The organism is Saezia sanguinis, assembly GCF_963921665.1.
Taxonomy (GTDB): Bacteria; Pseudomonadota; Gammaproteobacteria; order Burkholderiales; family Burkholderiaceae_C; genus Saezia; species Saezia sanguinis.
This window is the reverse complement of sequence record NZ_CAWUGC010000003.1, coordinates 62,096-83,468: the sequence shown is the minus strand read 5'-3', so window position 1 is coordinate 83,468 and position 21,373 is coordinate 62,096. Positions and strand designations below refer to the sequence as shown.

17 protein-coding genes are annotated in these 21,373 nt (G+C 56.4%); 9 read left to right on the top strand and 8 right to left on the bottom strand.

The features are described from left to right. Positions 1-123 precede the first annotated feature (123 nt). The 7 genes from AACY98_RS03125 to AACY98_RS03095 all read left to right on the top strand — a co-directional run bounded on the left by AACY98_RS03125 (position 124) and on the right by AACY98_RS03095 (position 7,959). Positions 124-522, top strand: a complete 399-nt coding sequence (locus AACY98_RS03125; protein WP_339801476.1) for a hypothetical protein — start codon at positions 124-126, stop codon at positions 520-522. Between the two features lie 65 nt (positions 523-587). Then, a complete protein-coding gene (gene yegQ / locus AACY98_RS03120) occupies positions 588-1,913 on the top strand; it encodes a tRNA 5-hydroxyuridine modification protein YegQ (protein WP_423817512.1) in 1,326 nt (441 codons plus the stop codon). 199 nt (positions 1,914-2,112) lie between these two features. Next, positions 2,113-2,556 (top strand): VOC family protein, encoded by a 444-nt coding sequence (locus tag AACY98_RS03115; protein ID WP_339801473.1) that lies wholly within the window; start codon positions 2,113-2,115, stop codon positions 2,554-2,556. A 101-nt stretch (positions 2,557-2,657) separates the two neighbouring features. Continuing rightward, entirely contained in the window at positions 2,658-4,445 is a 1,788-nt protein-coding gene (locus AACY98_RS03110) for an ABC transporter ATP-binding protein (protein ID WP_339801471.1), read from the top strand. Positions 4,446-4,789: 344 nt separating this feature from the next. Continuing rightward, the gene (locus tag AACY98_RS03105) at positions 4,790-5,908 is read left to right on the top strand and encodes a toxic anion resistance protein (protein WP_126980794.1); all 1,119 of its coding nucleotides are present in this window, start codon (positions 4,790-4,792) and stop codon (positions 5,906-5,908) included. A 180-nt stretch (positions 5,909-6,088) separates the two neighbouring features. Continuing rightward, a complete protein-coding gene (locus tag AACY98_RS03100; RefSeq protein WP_126980793.1) occupies positions 6,089-7,120 on the top strand; it encodes a 5-bromo-4-chloroindolyl phosphate hydrolysis family protein in 1,032 nt (343 codons plus the stop codon). Between the two features lie 50 nt (positions 7,121-7,170). Next, a complete protein-coding gene (locus AACY98_RS03095; protein WP_339801467.1) occupies positions 7,171-7,959 on the top strand; it encodes an aminoglycoside adenylyltransferase domain-containing protein in 789 nt (262 codons plus the stop codon). Positions 7,960-7,973: 14 nt separating this feature from the next. On the opposite strand, the gene AACY98_RS03090 is transcribed toward AACY98_RS03095, so the two are convergent. The 4 genes from AACY98_RS03090 to AACY98_RS03075 form a co-directional block, all read right to left on the bottom strand. After that, complete coding sequence (locus tag AACY98_RS03090; RefSeq protein ID WP_339801464.1) at positions 7,974-8,339, bottom strand: hypothetical protein; 366 nt, start codon at positions 8,337-8,339, stop codon at positions 7,974-7,976. A gap of 60 nt (positions 8,340-8,399) precedes the next feature. Then, positions 8,400-9,527 carry an MGDG synthase family glycosyltransferase gene (locus AACY98_RS03085; protein WP_339801461.1) on the bottom strand — a complete coding sequence of 376 codons (1,128 nt, stop codon included), beginning with the start codon at positions 9,525-9,527 and terminating at the stop codon, positions 8,400-8,402. A 186-nt stretch (positions 9,528-9,713) separates the two neighbouring features. Then, positions 9,714-12,638, bottom strand: coding sequence for an autotransporter outer membrane beta-barrel domain-containing protein (locus AACY98_RS03080; protein ID WP_339801459.1), 2,925 nt, complete (start codon positions 12,636-12,638; stop codon positions 9,714-9,716). Between the two features lie 485 nt (positions 12,639-13,123). Further along, complete coding sequence (locus AACY98_RS03075; RefSeq protein ID WP_339801456.1) at positions 13,124-14,737, bottom strand: hypothetical protein; 1,614 nt, start codon at positions 14,735-14,737, stop codon at positions 13,124-13,126. Between the two features lie 175 nt (positions 14,738-14,912). Here AACY98_RS03075 and AACY98_RS03070 point away from each other — a divergent pair, with 175 nt between their 5' ends. Then, positions 14,913-15,596 carry a hypothetical protein gene (locus AACY98_RS03070; protein WP_339801453.1) on the top strand — a complete coding sequence of 228 codons (684 nt, stop codon included), beginning with the start codon at positions 14,913-14,915 and terminating at the stop codon, positions 15,594-15,596. Then, positions 15,527-15,754 (top strand): ATP-grasp domain-containing protein, encoded by a 228-nt coding sequence (locus AACY98_RS03065; RefSeq protein ID WP_339801450.1) that lies wholly within the window; start codon positions 15,527-15,529, stop codon positions 15,752-15,754. Before AACY98_RS03070 ends, AACY98_RS03065 begins: the two co-directional genes overlap by 70 nt. A gap of 42 nt (positions 15,755-15,796) precedes the next feature. Here the strand turns inward: AACY98_RS03065 and AACY98_RS03060 are convergent, their stop codons facing one another. From AACY98_RS03060 to creD, 4 genes are all read right to left on the bottom strand, one after another. After that, complete coding sequence (locus tag AACY98_RS03060) at positions 15,797-16,930, bottom strand: ABC transporter ATP-binding protein (protein ID WP_339801448.1); 1,134 nt, start codon at positions 16,928-16,930, stop codon at positions 15,797-15,799. Further along, positions 16,917-18,668, bottom strand: a complete 1,752-nt coding sequence (locus tag AACY98_RS03055) for an ABC transporter permease (protein ID WP_339801445.1) — start codon at positions 18,666-18,668, stop codon at positions 16,917-16,919. The genes AACY98_RS03060 and AACY98_RS03055 overlap by 14 nt, the downstream gene beginning before the upstream one ends. Before the next feature lie 84 nt (positions 18,669-18,752). Continuing rightward, complete coding sequence (locus AACY98_RS03050) at positions 18,753-19,751, bottom strand: extracellular solute-binding protein (protein WP_339801613.1); 999 nt, start codon at positions 19,749-19,751, stop codon at positions 18,753-18,755. Positions 19,752-19,958: 207 nt separating this feature from the next. Further along, the gene (creD, locus tag AACY98_RS03045; protein ID WP_339801442.1) at positions 19,959-21,344 is read right to left on the bottom strand and encodes a cell envelope integrity protein CreD; all 1,386 of its coding nucleotides are present in this window, start codon (positions 21,342-21,344) and stop codon (positions 19,959-19,961) included. Between the last annotated feature and the right edge of the window lie 29 nt (positions 21,345-21,373).

The following is a 21,373-nucleotide window of genomic DNA, read 5'->3' as shown; positions in this document are numbered from 1 at the left end:
ATAGACCCGCTCGCCCGCCGCATGGGTAATCGCTGTTAGCATATCTGCCCACTTCACACAAAATTCACAGTTTCTTCATGATCGGCGTTGAGAATAAGCGCACAGCAATTCATCAACGCCACCATGTTCCGCTACAACATAATCGAAACCCTGCTCCTGCTGCTGATCATCGGCGGACATTTCCTGATCCTGTCCTCCCTTTTTTCCGGACTTATCGCCGCACTGGTATTCAACCGCGCATTGAAAGAACATCAGTCATATACGCTCGCCATAATATTAACCACGGTGACCGGCGGCATTGCCTCGGCCTTGAACCAGTTGCTCGTCGCAGGCATTCACAGCCCTGTCATATTTCGGGTGGCATGTGAAAGCACCATCTACTACGGCATTTTGGCGCTGCTCAGGGTTGGCCTGATCGTGCTCATACACGGCAGGCAGCATCAAAAAAGCAATCTCATGGCAGACATCAGCTACTTTACCGTGCTCCATACTGCACTTTATCTTGCAACCGCATTCATATAATTCCGTGCTGTATGGCGGAACCCTTACGGCGCGTTGATGCATTGCTTTTGTCTTACAATCGCCCGATGCAAAACACCCCACTGAAACGCCCTGAACTGCTCTCCCCAGCCGGCTCGCTCAAAAGCCTGCGCTATGCGCTGGCCTATGGGGCTGACGCCATCTACGCCGGCCTGCCGCGCTACAGCCTGCGTGCACGCAACAACGAGTTCCGCAAACTCGAGCCGGTGGCGCAGGGCATCAGCTACGCGCATGCAGCGGGCAAGAAGTTTTTGCTCACGGTCAACCTGATGCCGCACAACAACAAGGTCGGCACCTTCATCCGCGACCTCACACCCGCAGTGGAACTCGGGCCTGATGCGCTGATCATGAGCGACCCCGGCCTGATCATGATGGTGCGCGAGCAATGGCCCGACATGCCCATTCACCTCTCGGTTCAGGCCAACACCATGAACTACGCCAGCGTACGCTTCTGGCAGCGCATGGGCGTGGCACGCATTATCCTCTCGCGTGAACTCTCTATTGCCGAAATCACCGAAATCCGCCAGCAGTGCCCCGACATTGAGCTGGAAGTGTTTGTGCACGGTGCGCTGTGCATTGCCTACTCGGGCCGTTGCCTGCTTTCAGGCTACTTCAACCACCGTGACGCCAACCAGGGCACCTGCACCAACGCCTGCCGCTGGCAGTACCAGGTGGCAGACGCCACTGAAACGCTCGAAGGCACGCTGCTGCCCAAACAGGAAGACGGCGTGATTGCCCGCCACCCGGCAGCAGATAAAGCCTATGTGATTGAAGAAACCGGCCGCCGCCAGGATGAATGGATGGAGATTGAAGAAGACGAGCACGGCACCTACATCATGAACTCGCGCGACCTGCGCGCCATACGCCATGTGCAAAAACTGGTCGAGGCCGGTATTGACTGCCTGAAAATCGAGGGCCGCACCAAGTCGCACTACTATGCCGCACGCACGGCGCAGATTTACCGCCAGGCCATTGACGATGCACTGGCCGGGCGCACGTTTGACCCTGCCCTGCTGCTGCAACTGGATGCGCTTGCCAACCGCGGCTATACCGAAGGCTTTTACGACCGCCACAGCAACGACGAAACGCAAAACTACGCCAGTGGCGACTCGGGCAACTTCACCCAGCAGTTTGTTGCCGAGGTGCTCAGCTACGACACCGCCACCGGCTTATCAACGGTGGACGTGAAAAACCGCTTTGCCGTAGGCGACACCCTGCAGATTGTTGCGCCGCAGGGCAACCGCACCCTAGTACTGGAAAAACTGCTGAACAAAGACGGCCAGCCCATTGACGTGGCCCCCGGCAGCGGGCACGTGGTGCAGATTGATATTGGCCCGGCTGATGAAATGACCATGGTGGCGCGCTGCGTATAGCGTATAACGTCATAGTGCGCAACATGTCATTGGCAGCGCATGGGCGCCATTGTTGCAAGCCGTTTCACTTTGCCTGATACACGGCCAATCCCATACAATCCTTGACAGATACGGCATACATGCAACACATATGCGGCGCACATGCGGCCCAAATGCGGCACGGTGTTGCCGCACCTGACAAAAAAAAGGAAACCGGGATATGGCAACCGTCAACATCTATCTTTTATTCAATGGCAATTGCGAGCAGGCATTTGATTTTTACCGCTCTGTTTTTGGCGGCGAGTTCCCGGCTGTCATCAGGTATGGCGATGTGCCGCTGCCGCCCGAAGCCCCGTCCCTGCCGGAGAACACTCGCCACAAAATCGAAAACATCAGCCTGCCCATCAGCCAGGAAACCATGCTGATGGGCGCAGACGCCGTAGGCCACCTTGCCGCCAAAACCGTGTTTGGCAATAACTTTTCGGTCTACATTGAAGCTGCCAGCCACGATGAGGCATACCGCCTGTTCAATGGCCTGGCGCAAAACGGACACATCGCCATGCCGCTGAGCCAGGCACACTGGGGAGACGAGTTCGGCATGCTGACCGACCAGTTTGGCATCAACTGGCTTATCAACCACTCGCCAAACAAAACAACCGCCTGAGGCAGAGCTGTCGCTTGGGGCATGGGTATCGGCCGCAATGCCGCCCGCGCAGCCCCCAATTGCAGTAACATACCCCCAAATAATGACAATAACAAAGCTGCATGACACTGTTTCAACTGTTTCAGAACCTCAGGCCTTACATTCGCCCGTACCGGCTGCTGGTTGTCTTTACGCTGGTGCTCACCTTTATCGGCTCGCTCACCGCGCAGGTCAACGCCTGGGTACTGCGCTACACGGTCGATGAGATTACCGCACTGCTGGAAGCGCACAAAAGCCTGAAAGACGGCCTGACCGTGCTCTCGGTCATATCGGGCATTCTGATCGGCAAAGAGGTCATCAACATCCTGCTGCAGTTCGGGCAGAAATTTTATGGCGAGCGCCTGCGCATTTACGTCTCGCGCGACCTGGCGCAAACCGTCATCGAAAAAATACTCACCTACCGGCTGGCGTTTTACAGCAGCAACGGCAACCAGCCCGGCAAACTGCAAACCCGTATTGACCGCGGCGTGGAAAGCCTCACACGGCTGGTGCAGAACTTTTTCATCGACATCCTGCCGCTTTTTGCCAACGCCATTGTGGCGCTGCTGATGATGTTCCTGGCCAACTTCTATGTGGGGCTGCTGGCCTTTTGCACCGTGCCCGTCTATTACTATGTGAGCCGCATGCAGGCACAAAAGCTCACTGGCGGGCGCCGCGCCATCAAAACGCTACGCGAGAACAAAAGCCAGGGCATTCTGGGTATTTTAGAATCCATTCCGGTCATCAAATCCTTCCTGCGTGAAGACATTGAAGGCACCAAGCAGCTCAAGCTGCAAACCGACCTGACCGACAAACAGATGCAGATCCGCAGAACCAGTTTTCTGTTTGATGGCACCAAAACCTTCATCGAACAGATCGGGCTGGTGGGTATTATTCTGCTGACCACTTATTTTGTGCTGGAAGGCCAGATGACCATTGGCGCCATCATGTTCCACATTCTGCTGTTCAACAACGTCACCGCGCCAATCCGCCGTCTGCACCTGATTTACGACCAGATGAATGATGCGCTGATCTATTCTGAAGGGTTCTTTGAAATCCTCCACGCCGATGACCAGAAAGAACAGTCCGGCAGCTATGTGCCTGCACAACTGCACGGCCGCTTTGAACTGCAAGGCGTCAACTTCACCTACCCCGGCAACGAAACCCGCACGCTGCACGACATCAACATGGAAATTGCACCCGGTAAAATCACCGCGCTGGTGGGCTTGTCAGGCGCCGGCAAAAGCACACTGATCAACCTGCTCGACAAGTTCTACACGCCCGATTCAGGGCAGATACTGCTGGACGGTGTTTCACTGGAAGACTACGACACCGCCTATGTGCGCGACCATATCGGCCTGGTGCTGCAAAAGAACCATATCTTCAACGGCACCATTGAAGAAAACATCCTGTACGGCAACCCCAATGCCACGCATGACGAAGTGGTGCAGGCGGCCAGGCAATCCTACATCCACGACCAGGTCATGGCGCTACCGCAGCAGTACGACACCTCAGCGCTGGCGCTATCGGGCGGACAACAGCAACGCATTGCCATTGCCCGCATGTTCCTGAAAAACCCGCCGATCATCTTTCTGGACGAGCCCACCGCCAGCCTGGACGCCATTGCCACCGAGCAGATCAAAAACAGCCTGGACGCAATCAAAAAAGGCCGTACCGTCATCATCATTTCGCACAGCATCTCGCAGATCATCGACGCCGACTGCATTTATGTGATGGAAAACGGGCGAATTGCCGAATCAGGCACGCACGATGACCTGTACCACATGGAAGGGGCCTATAAAAAGATTTTTGACGCCATGGCCCGCAGCCTGAACGTGGAAAAAATCGCCCGTACCTATGAGACGCATTGAGGTAGTGCCGGTTTTGACCAAAATCTCATCTGTGGAGCAGTTTTTCACCGTTCCCCCGCCAAATAGATAGGGCGGGTAAGCGCATTGCCATGCTGTGCATGGCTCCAAAACGGCTATAAAACCATAGCGCCATAGCGTCGCACCACCAGCAGCATCTTTGCACGGCCGCCCCAGTTATCTCTGCCTTGCCACTTTCAGCACCATCAGCCAGCCTGGAATACCTCTATTTTCTGGTACACAACAGAGAACCGGTAAATGAAATTTTTATCTGATAGATACTCAGGTAAGACATACAATATAATTTCCAGTATTTTCCGGTAACCCGTCTGTTAAAGGATGACTTTATGAGTACAGATCAACAAGCCCCCCGCGTGCCCAATTATGAAGTGATTGAAAAGCCGCAGGAAGGTCAGTTGCCAGCGCAAAAACCTGACCAGGCTCAGGTCACAGCACTTGCCGCGCAGATTGATATTGCCGAACCGGCGGCGATTTTGGCCTATGGGGCCAAACCGATGGGTGAAATTGCCAAGTTTGCCGATACCATGCTGGAAAAGGTACGCGCCAAGGATGCTGGCGATGTCGGCCAGCAACTTTCGGAGCTGGTGATGCGTATCCGTGAAAACGACCCGTTGAGCGCTGAAGAAAAACGCAGCGGTTTTCTGGCCAACCTGCCACTGGTGGGCGGGCTGTTCAAGCAGGCGGAAAAAGCCAAAATCGACCGGCAGGCTCTGACCAAGCAGGTGGATATGATTGCCACCCATCTGGACAGTTCCATGGTCAACCTGATGCGTGACATTGAAACGCTGGAACAGTTGTACCTGCGCAATTTTGACTATTACCGCGAGGTGACGCTCTACATTGAAGCCGGCCGCGAAAAGCTCAAGGAAGTCAGGGAAAAAGACCTGCCGGCCCTGCAAAGACAGGCCGAAGTATCGCAGGACATGATGGATGCGCAGAAAACCAAAGACCTGATGGAACAGATCAACCGGTTTGAACGCCGCCTGCACGACCTGGACCTCTCCAAGGTGATTGCTGTGCAGACTGCGCCGCAAATCCGCATGATCCAGAGCAACAACCAGCAACTGGCGGAAAAAATCCAGACCAGTATTCTCTCCACCCTGCCGATCTGGAAAAGCCAGATGGTGCTGGCAACCACCATTGATGCGCAGGCCAAAGCGGCCCAGTTGCAAAAAGAGGTGTCTGACACCACCAACACCATGCTGCGCAAAAACGCCGAATTGCTGCAACAGAGCAGCATTGCCACTGCCACCGAAGTGGAGCGCTCGATAGTGGATGCCGACACGCTGCGCGAGGTGCAGGACAAACTGGTTAATACCATTGAAGAAACCATGCGCATTGCCTCGGAAGCCCGCGTGCGCCGCGCCGAAGTGGAAAAGGAACTGGTCACGATGGAAGACAATCTGCGCCAGCGCCTGATTGCCGCCACCGGCAAATACCAGTAACCTGCAAAGGCGCTTTGATGCCAGCGCATCTTATTGCATTCTGCACATGATGGCACATGCACACCAGCAGTGCCTGCCTGCCGGGTACCAGGCAGGCGTATCAGGCCAAAGTATGCCGTTTTTGCTTATTGTTCATAGTCCGCAGTTGATGGTGGCCATTTAACCCTTATATTACAGCATATGTCAGCAAACCAAGCCCCTAAGGAAAGCCGGATTACCGAGGCCATTCAAAATGCCAAAGAGCAGGGGCTGCGCGTGCTCAAGCGCATCGGTTTTCACCTCACCTCCATCAGCGTGGGGCTGCTCGCGGGCCTGGTAGCGCCCCATGTGCTGGTACAGACCGGGTCATCACTTTTCACTGTGCTGGGAACCACCTCGATTGCGGCCATCACCTATCTGAGCCTGCTGCAACTGTTCCCGATGCGGCCCAACCCTGCGGCCTCTGCCATGGGCATTGTGGCCGCCATTGCCGGTATTTTCACCGGCTACTGGCCGCTGGGGCTGGCGTTTGGCGGCATTGTGTCGTTTGTGCTCAACGCCATTGCCCGCCGCCGGCTGGGGCTGGGCAGCCTGGTTGCGCTGATTTTGCTGGTGGTGGCCATGGGCACGGGTGGCGCCGGCATCTTTGCCGTCATGCCTATGTGGTATAACGCGCTGCTGGCCGGGGTCACGGCATTTGGCGTTATCCGCCCGCATTTTGGCGAGCGCCTGTATCTGCGCGTCAGCGACTGGCTGCAACGCCGCCGCGAGCAAAAGGCCACGACAAAGCTTGAACACGCCTCCACCCCGGAAGGCGGCATTGATACGCAACCGTACCAGCAACTTATTGACGAGATTGACCGCCTTAAATTTGAGCTCACGCCCAAGATGGTGTACTCTGTGACGCTGATAGTCGATAAAGCGCAAGACATTCTGAAAACCATGAAGGAAGACCCGCGCGACGTGGTATCTGCCTCTGTCTTTTTAAACCGCTACCTGCCGATGATACGCACCACGGTAGAGCGCTTCAACCGCCTCAAAAGCGTCGGCACAACGCCTTCCGAGCTGCTGCAAATCAGCAACCAGACCGAAAAATCGCTCTCCGATATGAGCCATGTGTTCAATGAAATGTACCAGGGGCTGCTGCGCAACGACGTGGACGACCTGATGATTGACCTGAAGGTGATGGACAAACTGGCGCGTTCTGAAGGCTATTCCATTCCGCGCAAATAGCAATTAAAGATACAGCGCCCGTCAACCGCAAACAGGAGGAATGCTCAACAATGGCTCACATGCTGCTTCCTCCTGAAGCACAGCAGGCATTGCATATTATCCAAAAACAGTTGGCGGAATCATTGCTGGCAGTCTGCCTGCATGGCTCGGCAACCGCAGGCGGCCTGCGCCCCCACAGTGATGTGGACATACTCGCCATCGTCAGCCAGCCAATGAGCGCGGCAGCACGCCAGTCTCTTGCAGCAGAACTGATGCAGGTTTCAGGGCGCTACCCCTCTGACCTTAACAACCCTAACAGGCGACGCCCGCTTGAAGTGATTGTTTTTTTATCCACCGACCTGGCGGCTCTGCCCTACCCGGCACGCTGTGAATTTATGTACGGCGAATGGCTGCGCACCCAATATGAAGCAGGCGAAATGCCCGAGCCGGTGAGCGACCCGGAACTCACCCTGATACTGGCCCAGGCGCGACAGCAGGCCAAAGGATTGTTAGACCCCGGCATGGACACACTGCTACCAGTGGTCTGCCCCGCGGACATACGGCGCGCCATTAAGGATGCCGTGCCGGCACTCATGCAAGGCCTTCAAGGAGATGAGCGCAATGTTTTGCTGACGCTGGCGCGGATGTGGCAAACGCTCGCAACAGGCGGGTTTGTCTCCAAGGACGAAGCCGCCAACTGGGCCGCCCCCCGCCTTCCCGCGCCGCAGGCACGTGTGCTGTTGCAGGCGCGTGATGCTTATCTGAACGGCGATCACACTGACTGGCTGCGCCATCCCCAAGAAATACGGCAGGCAGCAGACTGTCTGTACGGACATATTGTGGAAACCATCGCACCTTGAGCGTGTATCATGGCTTAAAACGAATATGCCCTTGAAGAATATACGACCTGGTCATCAGCGTTAAATCCCACCAGAAATTTTGTATCCAGATCAAGAAACGTAAGGTGCCATACCAGAAATTCCGTAGCCCCTGTTGCCAAAGCCGCATCGCAACCCTGCGCGGGCGTAAAACTGTAGCTGCATACCGCTTTGCCATGCAGCACCCAAGCCTGTGGCGGATCAACCTGGGGGTTGACATTCTGGGGTTCTCCAATGGCCTCAATCACCTCGGTGCGCGTCATTCCCGGCTTAACTCTGCTGATCATGACCCGTTCATAAATCATGGTGCAGACCACAGGCAGTATAAAAATGAGCAGCAACGCCAGTAAAATCTTTTTCATGGTATTTCCCCTGCAGACAGCTTTTAGCATTGAGTTCTGGTTATGCACAAACCCAAGTCGTCAACCGATATCCTGCAGCACCACATCCAGCACATCGCGCCCGGCATCAGGGCGGGCAATGGCCTGCGCCCGTTTGCGCATGCATGCCAGGTGTTCGGGTGAGCTCATCAACTGCTTCACACGCCAGATCAGCCCCAGCTCATCAACCGCCTTGACTGCCGCGCCCTGCTCCAGCAGGTAATCGGCATTGCGTTCCTCCTGCCCTGGAATCGGTGCATACATGATCATCGGCAGCCCTATGGCCAGGCACTCTGAAGTGGTCAGCCCGCCGGGTTTCGTGACCACCAGGTCAGCGCAGACCATCAGTTCCTCCACCTTGTGGGTAAACCCCTGCGGAAACAGCCGCTGCGGATAGTTTTTGGCCGTTTCCTTCAGCGCCTGCAAGGCCTGTTCATTTTTACCGGCCAGCACAATCAGTTGAAAATGCTTGTCCTGTTCCAGCAGGTGCTGTGCCGTTTTATCAAGGTCGCCAATACCGGCCCCGCCGCCCATCAGCAGCAATACCGGATGCCGGCTTGAAAGGCCATACGCTTTCAGGCAGGCTTCACGCGCAGGCGGGTTGGCAAATGCCGGCATCACCGGTATGCCGGTGGCGTATACGCGCTGCGGCGCCACATCGCTGCTGCGCAGGCGGAACGCCACCTCTTCCGTGGCGGCAAAGTAACCGCGCATCTGCGGAATCATCCACATGCGGTGAACGTCAAAATCGGTTGCCTGCACCCAGACCGGTTTGTCAAACTCGCCCTTGATGATCTGGTGCATCAGAATTTCGGCCGGCAGAAAGTGGGTGCACACCACGGCGTCGGGCTTAAAATCGGCCACCGCCTTAAGCAGCTTGCGCGTATTGAGCCGCTCCACCACCCGGCGCAGCTTTTGCACCAGCCGCTCCGGCTCCACCCGGTCAATGCCCTTATACAGCAGCCCCCACAGCGAAGGCACCTTTTGCACCATGGCAATGTAGGTGTCCACATAAATTTTGCGGAACGTTTTGGGTACATAATCCATCACGTCCAGGTGCAGCGCCTGCACCCCCTGTGTCTGCTGCGCATAGGCACTCAATGCCTGCGCGGCACGCACATGGCCGGCACCGGCTGAAACGCTTAAAAAAAGTATTCTGGATGTTCGCACAGTGCAGCCTCAGCCTTTCTTTTGCTTTAAATAGCCCGTTGGTGTCACGCCCATTCTATGGGCAAACACGCACCGGCTCAATATGGAACCCTGCTTATCCATCAGTTTTAAACCCCATAAAAAAACCGCCGGCCCACACCATGAGCCAGCGGTTTGATTCAATGCCCTCCAAGAAAGGTACTGCGCTTAAAACCTCACGCGCAGCCCCACGTTGCCGGTAACGCCATAGCTGTCGCCAAAGCTCTGCACGCTGGTTTTCACACCAGCTTCACCATACAGTGCGTATTTGCCCTGCCCCCAACTGTAGCTTGCCCCCAGCCCCAGACCGGCCCAAGTGCGTTCGTTGCGCTGCTCAAACTCCACCCCGGCTACGTTGACCTTGGAGCTACCCGATAAGTTCTGGTACAGGTTCACAATGCCGTAAGCATCCAGCGTATCACCATTTTTCATGCGCTGGCGGTAGTCGGCCGACAGGCCCAGGCGCCCGGTTGCCCGGTCATGGTTTTGCAGGCTGACCGGCGTCAGATAGGCGTCATAAAAGTCATCATAATCCACATGCGAGTATATGATCTGCGCCTGCGGAGTCAGTGACCAGTTGTCGTTCAATGCAAAGCTGCGGCCCACCTCCAGCCCGAACGCATACCCTTTGCCGTCATTGCCGCTGACTTCCGTTACGCCCAGTGTGCTGGATTTGATGTTGCTGTCAAACCAGTTCAGTTGAGCCTGTGCGTCGGCATAAAAACCATTGTTGCCATACCAGGTCAGTGCGCCGCCGATGCCGTAGCCTTTGGCATCGATCTTGCCGCTGCCAAACAGCGATTCCACATCGGAGCTGGCATAACCGTAATGGGCGCTGACACCTGCGACCAGGCTGCCCTGCGCATTTTCGTGCGCCAGCATGTCGGCACCGATCTGCATGCGCCAGACATTCACATCCTGCTCGGCGCCAGTGGTACTGCGGCGGGGTTCAAAGTGGTTGTGTGAGCCCTGCGCACGCGCCCACACGCCATAAGGCTGTGCAGCCATGCCTTCGCCTGTCACCACGGCGCCCAACTGGCGCTCCCCCACCCGCTCTCTGAGTGTTGGCAATGCATTAAGCTCATGCAGCACATTGGCATAGCTTTCGTACAAAGGCGTACCCGGCTGGTATACAGGCACGGTGATGGTGCCGCCACCGCCACCAGGGTTGAGAATTTCGACCACATCAGAGCGCAGGTACCAGTGCCCGTCAGCAGGGTCGGTCACACCGCCCTGATACAAGGAATAACTATAAGCACCCGCGACCACCGCCGGTTTACCGTTAATGGCCACATAATCGCTTTGCAGCGTAAAGGCATCGGCTGGCGACTGGCCGCCGACTTCGACAATGCGCACACCCTCCTGCGTGGCCGCTCCCAGGCCGCCACGGTTGATTACCTTGATGTAGGTCTGGCCGGAGACATCGCCATCCACCACCAGCCTGTCACTCAGCGAATTGTTATCATCATGCAGCGCGGCATTGAGAATGATGGTACCGCCATCACCCATATAATCGCCGCTGACATGCAGAGTGCTGAAACCGCTGCCTGAGCGTGCCAGGCCGCTGCCAGATGCGAAGCTGATGGTGGAATCGCGGTTCACCAGCGAGGTGACATTGGAATCCCCGTTCAACTCCCAGGTGGAGCCGCCCTGCAGGGTGATGTTGGAAACCGCGGTATCGGCAGTGATGACATTGCCGGACACGACAGATCCGCCATCCACCAGCAGGTTAACCGTTGTCACCCCCTGGTCCCACGACGGTGTGCCGCCACCGGTGTAATCCTGCACATTCATCAGGCCCGCGCCGCCTTTGAGCGTGCTACCGTTCAGCACATTCACCGTTAAATGCCCGCCTTCAGTCGCAATGCCGTAGCCCTGGTCAGACACTATGCTGGAATTTTGCAGTTCCACTTTGGAGCCATAACGGCTGCCCGCATTTTCAGCCAGCCCCACCAGCATGTAAATACCATGTGCATCGGCACCTTGAGCATGCACCGAGCTGTTATCAAGCATGATATTGCCCGCGTATTGCAGCATGGTGCCGTGTGCGCCCGCGCCTTCGGTCATCACTGTGGAGCCGTTTTGCAGATAGCTGTTGCCCAGGTGATAGCTGTAAACACCGACAGCGCCCTGCCCCCGGGTGGCAACATGGCTACGGTCCAGCGTCACATCGGCAGCACCGCGCGACCACACCGCATAGGCATTGTCGCCAGCGGTTGTCACCGTTGAACCATTTGTCAGCGTAACGGTATTCCAGCTGTAGTTGGCAACAATTCCATAACTGTCAGCGCCTTCGGTGATGATGTGGGAGGCATCCCAGTACGACACAGCGCCCCGGTTAGGCTTACCATTGGTCCCTGCCATTTGCACGCTGTAAAGGCCATACGCATCGTCACCTTTGGTATGCACGGTGACACCGCTCATATAAGCGGCTGTCTGCACAGGCGTTGTACCAAGGTTATTGGAGCCCCCCAGGTACAAGCCAACCCCGCCATCACCGGTGGTAGTGATGGTGCCATTGGTCAGATGCAGCTCCGCGCCAAACATGGCATGCACGCCATACTGGCCCGCAGTAATCTCGAAATCACGGATGCGGGTTGCATTGATCACGCCATCCTTGCTCAGACTGCCGTTCAGTTCCAGGCCATAAACGACTGCGTTGACCCGCACATCGCTCAAGTCAATGCTGGCAGACCCGTTACTCACAATCCCCGATCTTCCGCTGTCAATCACCAGGCCGCTGCCCGTCACGGTCGTCTTAACCCCCGCCTGGTTGCTGGAAAGCCCCTGCACCCACAGGCCATAACAATTGGAGCTGGCAGCACAGTTGATCGAACTGTTGACCACGTGCATGGTACTGCCAAAACTGGCGAATATTTCACCGTTGGCAGTCACGCCGCTGATTTCAGCGCCGGTACCATCCCCGCTAACTGAAACCCGGTCAACCGTCTGGTTTTCCAGCACATGGCCTGTATTGCCATCATTAAACGTAATCTGCTGCGCCTGTACCACTGCGGAAGCGCCCAGCGAAGCAAGTGCCAGCACAATGCAGCGGCTTAAAAGAGACTGGCGGAAAGAAGGCGTGTTTTTCATTTCTCGAATCTTTTTCATGGATAAAATACAAACAAAAAAACAGCAAACAAAAGTTCTGTGACAGCGCACAGAAGCTTTCAAGCATTAAAAAAAACGGGGTAAGAAACGGGGCGTATCAGAAACAGGGCAAACCAGGCCCTCAGCGATTCCCCGGCGAAGGTTCAAAAATTAAAACGCCATCACGCAGGCGCAGGCAACGCAAAACGTTTGACATATATGGCAAAAATGCCCGGAGTAATGAGAAGATCATCTGAAACAACAGCAATATTCAAAGATGTTTACCCATCCAACAGAAAACCATTGGAACCATTTTCAGTAGTTCAAAGTTTAGGCTTTACAGGCCCGATTTAAAGAGAGCGCCCGTGACTTTTAAGGTCATAAAAGTGACATATTTAACACTTATGTTTAAAAAAATTTAAACAGTGTGTTTAACGCATCAAAAACCTGCCGATTTTTCTGGGCACATCACCCCGGCATTCAGAAAATCAATACCGGCTGATGCGAATATCCCTCTTGTCATACGACAGCTCATGATGCAGGCGGTAAAACCTCTGTGCGCATTGGAGGTCCTTTGCATAAAAATAACTCATGCGTCCGCCATAAAACCGCATATAAACCCAGCCCGCGACATGCTGCAGACTTTCCGGCATAAAGTAATAACCGGGCTGCAACACCGTCTGTTGCAGCAGGTCCATGTCACAGTCCGGTGCCAGCAATGCTTTGGTTACCGGGAACGACATCGCTTCACGCCACAGGCGGCTGTAGGCATCGGCATCGGTCAACGCGAGCACTTTGTAAACCGCGTGCTCGTCGCTGAACTCGGCCACCAGCGGCAACCGTGCCATGTCTTCCTGATACCAGGTGGTGTTTTCAACAAAATCAAATGCCTCGCTGCTCCACCGGGGGTAATCGCGCTCTTTTTCAATCCGGCACAGCAGCCAAGGCAGTTGCTCTTTGTTTTCCTGCGCCAGCAGCAGCGGCAGCGTATAGTCCTGCTCATCATCCAGAATGGCCGAATGCAGCCCGTCAAACATATGCTGATACGCATCTGCCGGGTCCAGACATGTCCAAAACAGTTGTGTCAGCCCAGCATCATGGGCATAAAACTTGCCGATATGCTCATCCGGCCCGCCGCCATAGCAGTTGGTATAAAACCAACTGGCCAGCGCACGGCATTCACGGTCTGGAATACGGCCAAAATCGCCATGCTGCTCAATGCTCTTTTTCAGTCGCGCCAGGTCCAGATCCGCTGCAAACAGCGCCGCGGCAATATGCACATCGGTACTCACCTTGGCCCAGATGCCATGGTAGGCTTCCAGGTCAGTCACCGAAAAAACCAGATAGCGTGAATCACCATATTCAAATTCATCCACCTGCTGCAGCTTGTCTATATACGGCTGATACCAGGGCTGGCCCTCCAGATACTCGTACTGTTCATTCAGCCATACATCGTATGACTCATTGTTGGCGCTGATACGGCACAGCAGCAAGGGCGCAGGTTTACCCCGCTTGCGCGCCAGCAGAACCGGAACCATCCACTGCCCGCTGTCATCATAAAAGGAAGCGTGGCGCAAGTCGGCACAGGTGGTTTCCGACAGGCCGTAGTCATACCATTCGGAAATATGTACCGCTGTTTTTATCTGCGCACTGACAAACTCATGGAGCGACGTGTTGCGCGTAATGAATGTCAGGTACCCGCTGTCGTACGTGGTGAAATAGGAAAACAGCGCCCAGTCACAGGTGGACAGCACCAGTTCACAAAACCGGTCATAGTCGCCATCGGCCCGGCTCGGGTTGCAGTCGTTGAGGAAAAACAGATCCTTGTCTATCTGCAACGCCGTCTGCGCCAGACGGCCGATCACAATACCGTTCGATGACGGCCATCCGGGCCAGTTGGCATAACCATCTGCGGCCGTAATGCCAGAAAAAGAACGAATGGTTTTGATTCCCTGCGGCTTGCCCGTACCGGCATGAGACTGCCACTTGGCACTCTTTTCCTCCAGCACCAGTGCGGTCGCAGCCGATTGTTTGATCAGCCGGTTAACCAGTGTGGCAATTTCTTTCTGATGTTCCTTATGAATCAGCGTGACAAATGGCATGTGTTATCTTTCTGAAGTCAGGCAGATGTGTATTGCTGGGTTAACGCCATTGTATATACAAGCGCAATTGGCATATTCATTCCCTGCAAGCGACGGTCATGGGTTGATATGGAAAACAACAGGCGCTGGCCATAGTTTGGCGAAAGGCCATACCCCCGATATACTTCATAGCGTTATGGAAGCGTTAACAGCCAATCTGCTCTGCATTGAAAACCGGCTCGCCATTCTGGCGCAGCCCACACATGTGCATTCTTACGATTTTCATTTTGAACTCTATTTTGAATGCCGCCATCCGCTGTATCTGGAGTCGCAGTGGCCCTGCGTTTTGCGAACAGGCGCCATTGCAGACTACCCCGCAACCTATGCCGACAGCCTGGCACAGCAACTGCGCCTGATCAATACACCACAAGAGCATCTGCGCGCCAGCGAACTGCCCCACTGGTATCCGATCATTACAGATCTGACGCCTCAGAGCATCTGGGCTGACGAGTTTCCCGATGTGGCAGAAATAGAGCAGCGTTTTGGCTGGCCGGTGTTCATCAAAGGCGCACGCCAGACCAGCAAGCACAGCCAGGCGCTGTCAGTCGCCCGCAATGCACAGGATTATGAGCGGATACGGCAGCAATACCGGCTCGACCCGATTCTGCACTGGCTGCAGATCATCATCCGCGAATACGTGGCGCTGCAAACCCTGCCCGCAACACTGCCGGGCAAGGTGCCTGCGTCGGTTGAATTCCGCACCTTCTGGTGGTTTAACCAGTGTGTCGGCTGGGGGCATACTGGTACCAGTTGCCCGCTTATCAGGCCGATGATATTGCACAAGGGCTGCAACTGGCGCAAACGGTCGCATCGCGCCTGAATGTACCGTTTCTGGTGGTGGACATTGCCAAAACAGCCGATGGCCGCTGGATTGTGATTGAATGCAATGATGCGCAGGAATCGGGCTACACCGGCATTCAGCCCCAGTTGTTGTGGCGGCGCATTCTTGAACACGGCATACCGGTACTTCAGGACTGAGTACGAAGCACCTCACTGCTGTCCGGCTTGCCATCCATCGGTTTATGCTGACCTGGCAAACACAAAAACGCCCTGATCCGGCTGCAGCCTTGCATACAGGCGCTGCTGCAACTGCAGCGGTAGCCCGTCGGGCACATACGCCTGCAAGGTGGTGGAAGGCACCGCCTCCCCGTCACCTGCCATGTCAAGCTCGACCAGCGTATAAGCCCCCAGCATGTGCGCAGCCCGCACACAAACCGGAGCACCGGCTGTGGCAAAGTCATGCAGCTCAATGGCCTGCGGGCGCACCAGCACATCAACCGCTGTACCCTCAGCCAAACCGGGGGCAGCCACTGCGCCCAATGGCGTTTGCACCTGCCCTTGTCGCACGCGGCCTGCAAGGCGGTTGGTTTCGCCAAAAAATTCGGCCGCAAATGCATTGACCGGTTGGCGGTACAGCGTTTCAGGGCGGCCCATCTGTACAATCTGCCCCTGGTTCATCAGCGCAATATGGTCGGCCATGAACATGGCTTCCTGCGCGTCATGCGTGACCATGATGGCGGCAATCCGGCCGCGTTTGAGCAGGTGCATGGTATCGGTACGCAAACGGTAGCGCAGCCGGACATCCAGATTGGAAAACGGCTCATCCAGCAACAGCACCCGCGGGTGCGGCGCCAGTGCACGCGCCAATGCCACGCGCTGCTGCTGCCCGCCGGAAAGCTGGTGCGGCGCATCCTGCGCGCGCTGTTCCAACCCCACATTGCGCAGCATGTCCTGCGCCTGAGTGATGCGCTGCGCATGGGGCAGATGGTTCAGCCCGAATGCCACATTCTGCAGCAGGTTCATGTGCGGAAACAGCGCAAAATCCTGAAACACTATGCCCACACCGCGCTTTTCCGACGGCGTGTGAACACCGCTGCCGGCCACCAGCTCGCCAGCCAGCCGGATACTCCCATGCTGAACCTGCTCCAGCCCGGCAATCAGCCGCAGCAGCGTGCTTTTGCCACAACCCGATGGCCCCACCAGGCACAGGATTTCGCCGGGCTGTACTGCCAGCGTCATATCGTGCAGTACCTGTGTGCGTGCCCCTGCATATCGGTGCGACAGAGAGGCCACGGCCAGTGCCGCTGCCCTTGTCTCCGCAGCAGATCCCACAGCAGATGCATCTTCCGGTGCCTGCATGTCAGTTGCTTTCATGTCCATACCCTGCCTGCCTTTCAATGGCCTGTGCCTGTGTATCCTGCTGCCCGGCTGTAGCATCATGCTGCGGCACCGCCTGCTGGCCCGAGCGCGACAGCAAAATGATCGGCAGCAGCCCGATCAGCACAATCAGCAATGCGGCTACCGCCGCGCTTTCGTAAGTGCCGCGCACCGCTTCGCCATACAGGTGCGTGGCCAGCGTTTCAAAATTCATCGGCCGCAACAACAGGGTTGCAGGCAGTTCTTTCATGCAGTCGACAAACGTCAGCAGCATGCCCGCCGCTATGGCCTGCCAGCTCAACGGCAAGTGAATGCGCCATGCCACACGCCCGGCCCCAGCCCCCAACGAATGCGCCGCATCGTCGATGGAACGTGGTATCTTGCTGAAACCCGCCTCCATGCTGCCACTGCCAATCACCAGAAAACGCACCACGTAGGCATACACCAGCATCGCCACACTGCCCGATAGCAAAAGCCCCACTGGCACACCCAGCACATGCTGCACCAGGTCGCCCAGCCGCTGGTCCAGCCAGCCCACCGGCGTGAGCAGGCTGAGCGCCAGCACCGTACCCGGAATGGCATAGCCAACACCGGCAATGCGTACCAACAACCGCACCGATTTTTTTTGCGTCTGGCGCCACGTCTGCACCAGTGCAAATGCCAGCAATGTCGCCAGCAGTGTGGCCCACAGCGACACTCTGAGCGTATTGCCGGCTTCCACCCAGATGGCCGCTTCAATGCCGGTAAAGCGGATGCGTTTAACCGCCTCCACCACCAGATACCCGGCAGGCAGCATAAACCCCAGCAGCACCGGCACCACGCAGGCTATACAGGCCAGCCAGCCGCTCACGCCACGCAACTGCCGCGGTGCCAGACGCTGGCTTTGCCGCGCACCGGCAGCATAACGCTGGTGCCGCCGCGCCCAGCGCTCCATGAACAGCAGCGCCAGCACAATCAGCAGCATGAACAGTGCAATCTGCGACGCCCCGGCCAGGCTAGAGCGATTCGCCCAGGTGGAATAAATGGAAACGGTGAGTGTGCGCACCCCCAGAAATTCAGATGCACCAATGTCGTTGAGCGCTTCCATCAGCGCCAGGCTCGCGCCAATGGCAATGGCCGGACGTGCCAGCGGCAACGCCACCCGAAAGAAAGTGCGCCACGGCCCGGCACCCAAGCTGCGCGAAGCTTCAATCAGCCCGGCAGCCTGCATGCGAAATGCCGCACGCACCGGCAGATAAACATACGGGTACAACACCAGCCCGAGCAGCAGGACACAACCCCACATGGAGCGGATATCCGGCAGCCGCAGTTCCCTTGGGCTGCTGTACCCCAGCAGGCCGCGCAGCCCGGTTTGCAGCACACCCACCGGGTGCCACAAATCCAGGTAGGCATAAGCAATGATGTAGGTCGGCATGGCCAGCGGCAACAGCAAGGCCCAGTTCAGAATACCCCGCCCCGGAAATTCATACGCTGAAACCAGCCAGGCTGTGCCACTACCAATCAATACCACCAGCACCCCGACACCCAACAGCAGTATCAGGCTGTCGCCAAGCGCCTGCGGCAGCACGTACGCTGCCAGATGCGGCCACAGGTCGCCGGTGTCCTGCAATGCATGGCGTACCAGCGAAACAATGGGCAGCAATACCAGCAGTGCCGCCAGCAGGCAGACCGCCCATTGCCATACGCCAACGCCGCCCGGCCATCGCGCGCGGCGGCGCGGCTCAGCCAGGCCCATCGCCGCTGCTGCTAATGCAGGTACAGGTGCAGGTGTTTATGTTGACACCGGCATGCAACAGGTTATGCCCGCTTTGCATACCGCTCAATTGTCAAACCCGACCTTGTCCACCAGCTCGCTGGCCTGTTTGCGGTGCTGGGCAATTTCGGTCAGCGGCATGGGGTCCACTTTCAGAACACCCAGTTCATTGATGATCGGATCGGTTGCCACACCGGCCTTGACCGGGTATTCATAATTGACCCTGGCATAAATGTTCTGTGCCTCGTCAGAAACCAGAAACTCCAGGAACTTGACCGCCGCTGCTTTGTTGGGCGCATGGCGGGCAATAGCCGCACCGGAAATATTCACGTGTGTGCCACCCTGCTCAAACGTCGGCAGTACCACGTTGATCGCCTCGCCCCACTTTACCTGGTCCGGGCCGCCGCTGCCGCTGCGCATCAGGCCAACATAGTAGGAATTGGCCAGCCCCATATCGCACACGCCACCCATAATGTCGCGCGCCACTTCACGGTCACCGCCACCGGCCTTGCGGGCCAGGTTGGCTTTTACGCCCTGCAGCCACTGCTGCGTCCAGGCTTCGCCGTGCTTGGCAATCAGGTGCGCAATCAGTGCGTTGTTGTAAGGGTGCTGGCCCGAACGCAGGCACACACGCCCCTTCCACCGCGGGTCGGCCAGTTCTTCATAGGTGAATGTGGTCGGCATGCCGGTTTTGGCGGTATACAGCACACGCGCCCGCAGTGAAAGCGCAAACCAGTGCTGGTCGGCATCGCGCAGGTTGGCCGGTACGGCTGTGCGCAACGTTTCAGAATCAATCGCCTGTGTAATGCCCTGGTCTTTCAGGTCGATCAGGCGGGCAAAGTCCACCGTCATCATCACGTCGGCCGGTGATTTTTCACCTTCGCTGATCACACGCTCAGCCAGGCCGTCTTTCATGAACACGGTATTGACCTTGATGCCCGTGCGGGCGGTGAACGTATCGATCAGTTCTTTCAGTAACCCCGGTTCACGGGTGGTGTACAGGTTGATTTCTTCAGCCCGTGCCGCAGTGGACATCAGAACCAAAGCGCAGGAAGCCGTCAGCATGATCTTGTGTAGCAGGCTACGCATATGAATCCTTTCTGGTCTTGAAACATGTCGTGAAACTTATGATGTAGAAAAGGATTCTATCAACTATCTCATTAAATAACAATGATTCTTATTTGCAATCCATAAACATGCCCCGCCTCTGCCTGCGAACTGCAAATAAAAAAACCGGCAGCAAGACGCTGCCGGCCAATTCAGGAGAGCCAATCATTCATCCGGATACGGCTGTCCCGCAGCGCTGCGAGGCCCGTGGCGTGCCGCCCGGCTCATATCAAAAGACGCCGTCAACTGGTACCAGTCCACCCTGCGTGTGCCCAGCATGACCGCCGCCAGAACCACAAACAGCAGAACCGAGCCCAGCAGCAGTGCCTGGTCTTCGGACTGCAAAATCACAAACAGCAGCCCGTACAAGGCCAGCAGGCCACCCGTAAAGCCCATACCGCGGGCCAGCCCTTTTAACACCGAGCACAGGTAAACACCAATCAACCCGCTGCAACTGACCGCCGCAACCAGGTACGACCAGGCAAAACCGATACGCTCCGAAAATGCCAGCAGCAACAGGTAAAACATCACCAGTGCCGCCCCCACCAGCAGATACTGCACCGGATGGATTCTCAGGTGCGACACCAGTTCAAACGCAACGAAGCTGATGAACGTGAGCCCAATGAACAAAATGGCATACTTGACCGTGCGCTCATTGAGCAGGTACTGGCTCACCGTCTGAACCATGCCCACCGAGAACGCAGGCAGGTTCTCGCTTTTCAGGTAAGGCGCAAGGTCGTCGCCAAACTGGTCGTTCATGTTATTGGCAAACCAGGAGCTTTGCCACTGGGCGCTGAACCCCTGCTCATTGATGGCGCGGCTGTGCGGCAGCATACTGCCAACAAAATTGGGGTGCTGCCAGTTGCTCTGCAGGCTCAGCTCACTCTCGCGGCCCAGGGGCACCACGGACAGTTTTTCGGTACCCTGCACATTCAATGTAAAAGCGAAACGGTTATCGGCATTGGCTGCCATCAGTTCGTCCATATTCACCGGCACATGCACACCTTTGTCAAAATGGCTATCAATAACCCCCTCTTTAAAATCGAACTGCCGGCCATTCAGTGAGAACTGTGAAATGCCCATGATGCCGCGTGCATCAGAAAGCGCCATCACAAAATAGGGTTTGCCCAGGCGCAAAAAGCCTTCCTTTTGCGACAGTGCATCCAGTTGAATCTGGCCGAAACGCCCCTGAAACACCATTTCCGCCGCGTAAACCTGGGCCTGGTAAATGCCCAGCTTACGCGCCTGCACATCCGCCTTGCCACTCACATGCAAAGCCTGCGGCAATACGTAATAGTTGAACGACTGGGTGTGAACCTCCTCCCAGCCCGTTTTGAGATTGCTTGATGTATCGGCCACCTCATAGGGGATCACCAGAATCGGCCCGGTCAGCGTCTGTTCATTGCTGGTGCTTTGCGCCACTTGCCGCACCACCTGGTCCTGATAACGCTCACGCTCGTGGATCGTCTGCCCAACCATACCCAGCGCGGCCAGCAATACCAGCAGGATGGCAAAAAGAACGCCCGCTTTTTTCATTAAATAGTTAGACACGGCTAACACCTTTTATCAGTTATCAAACT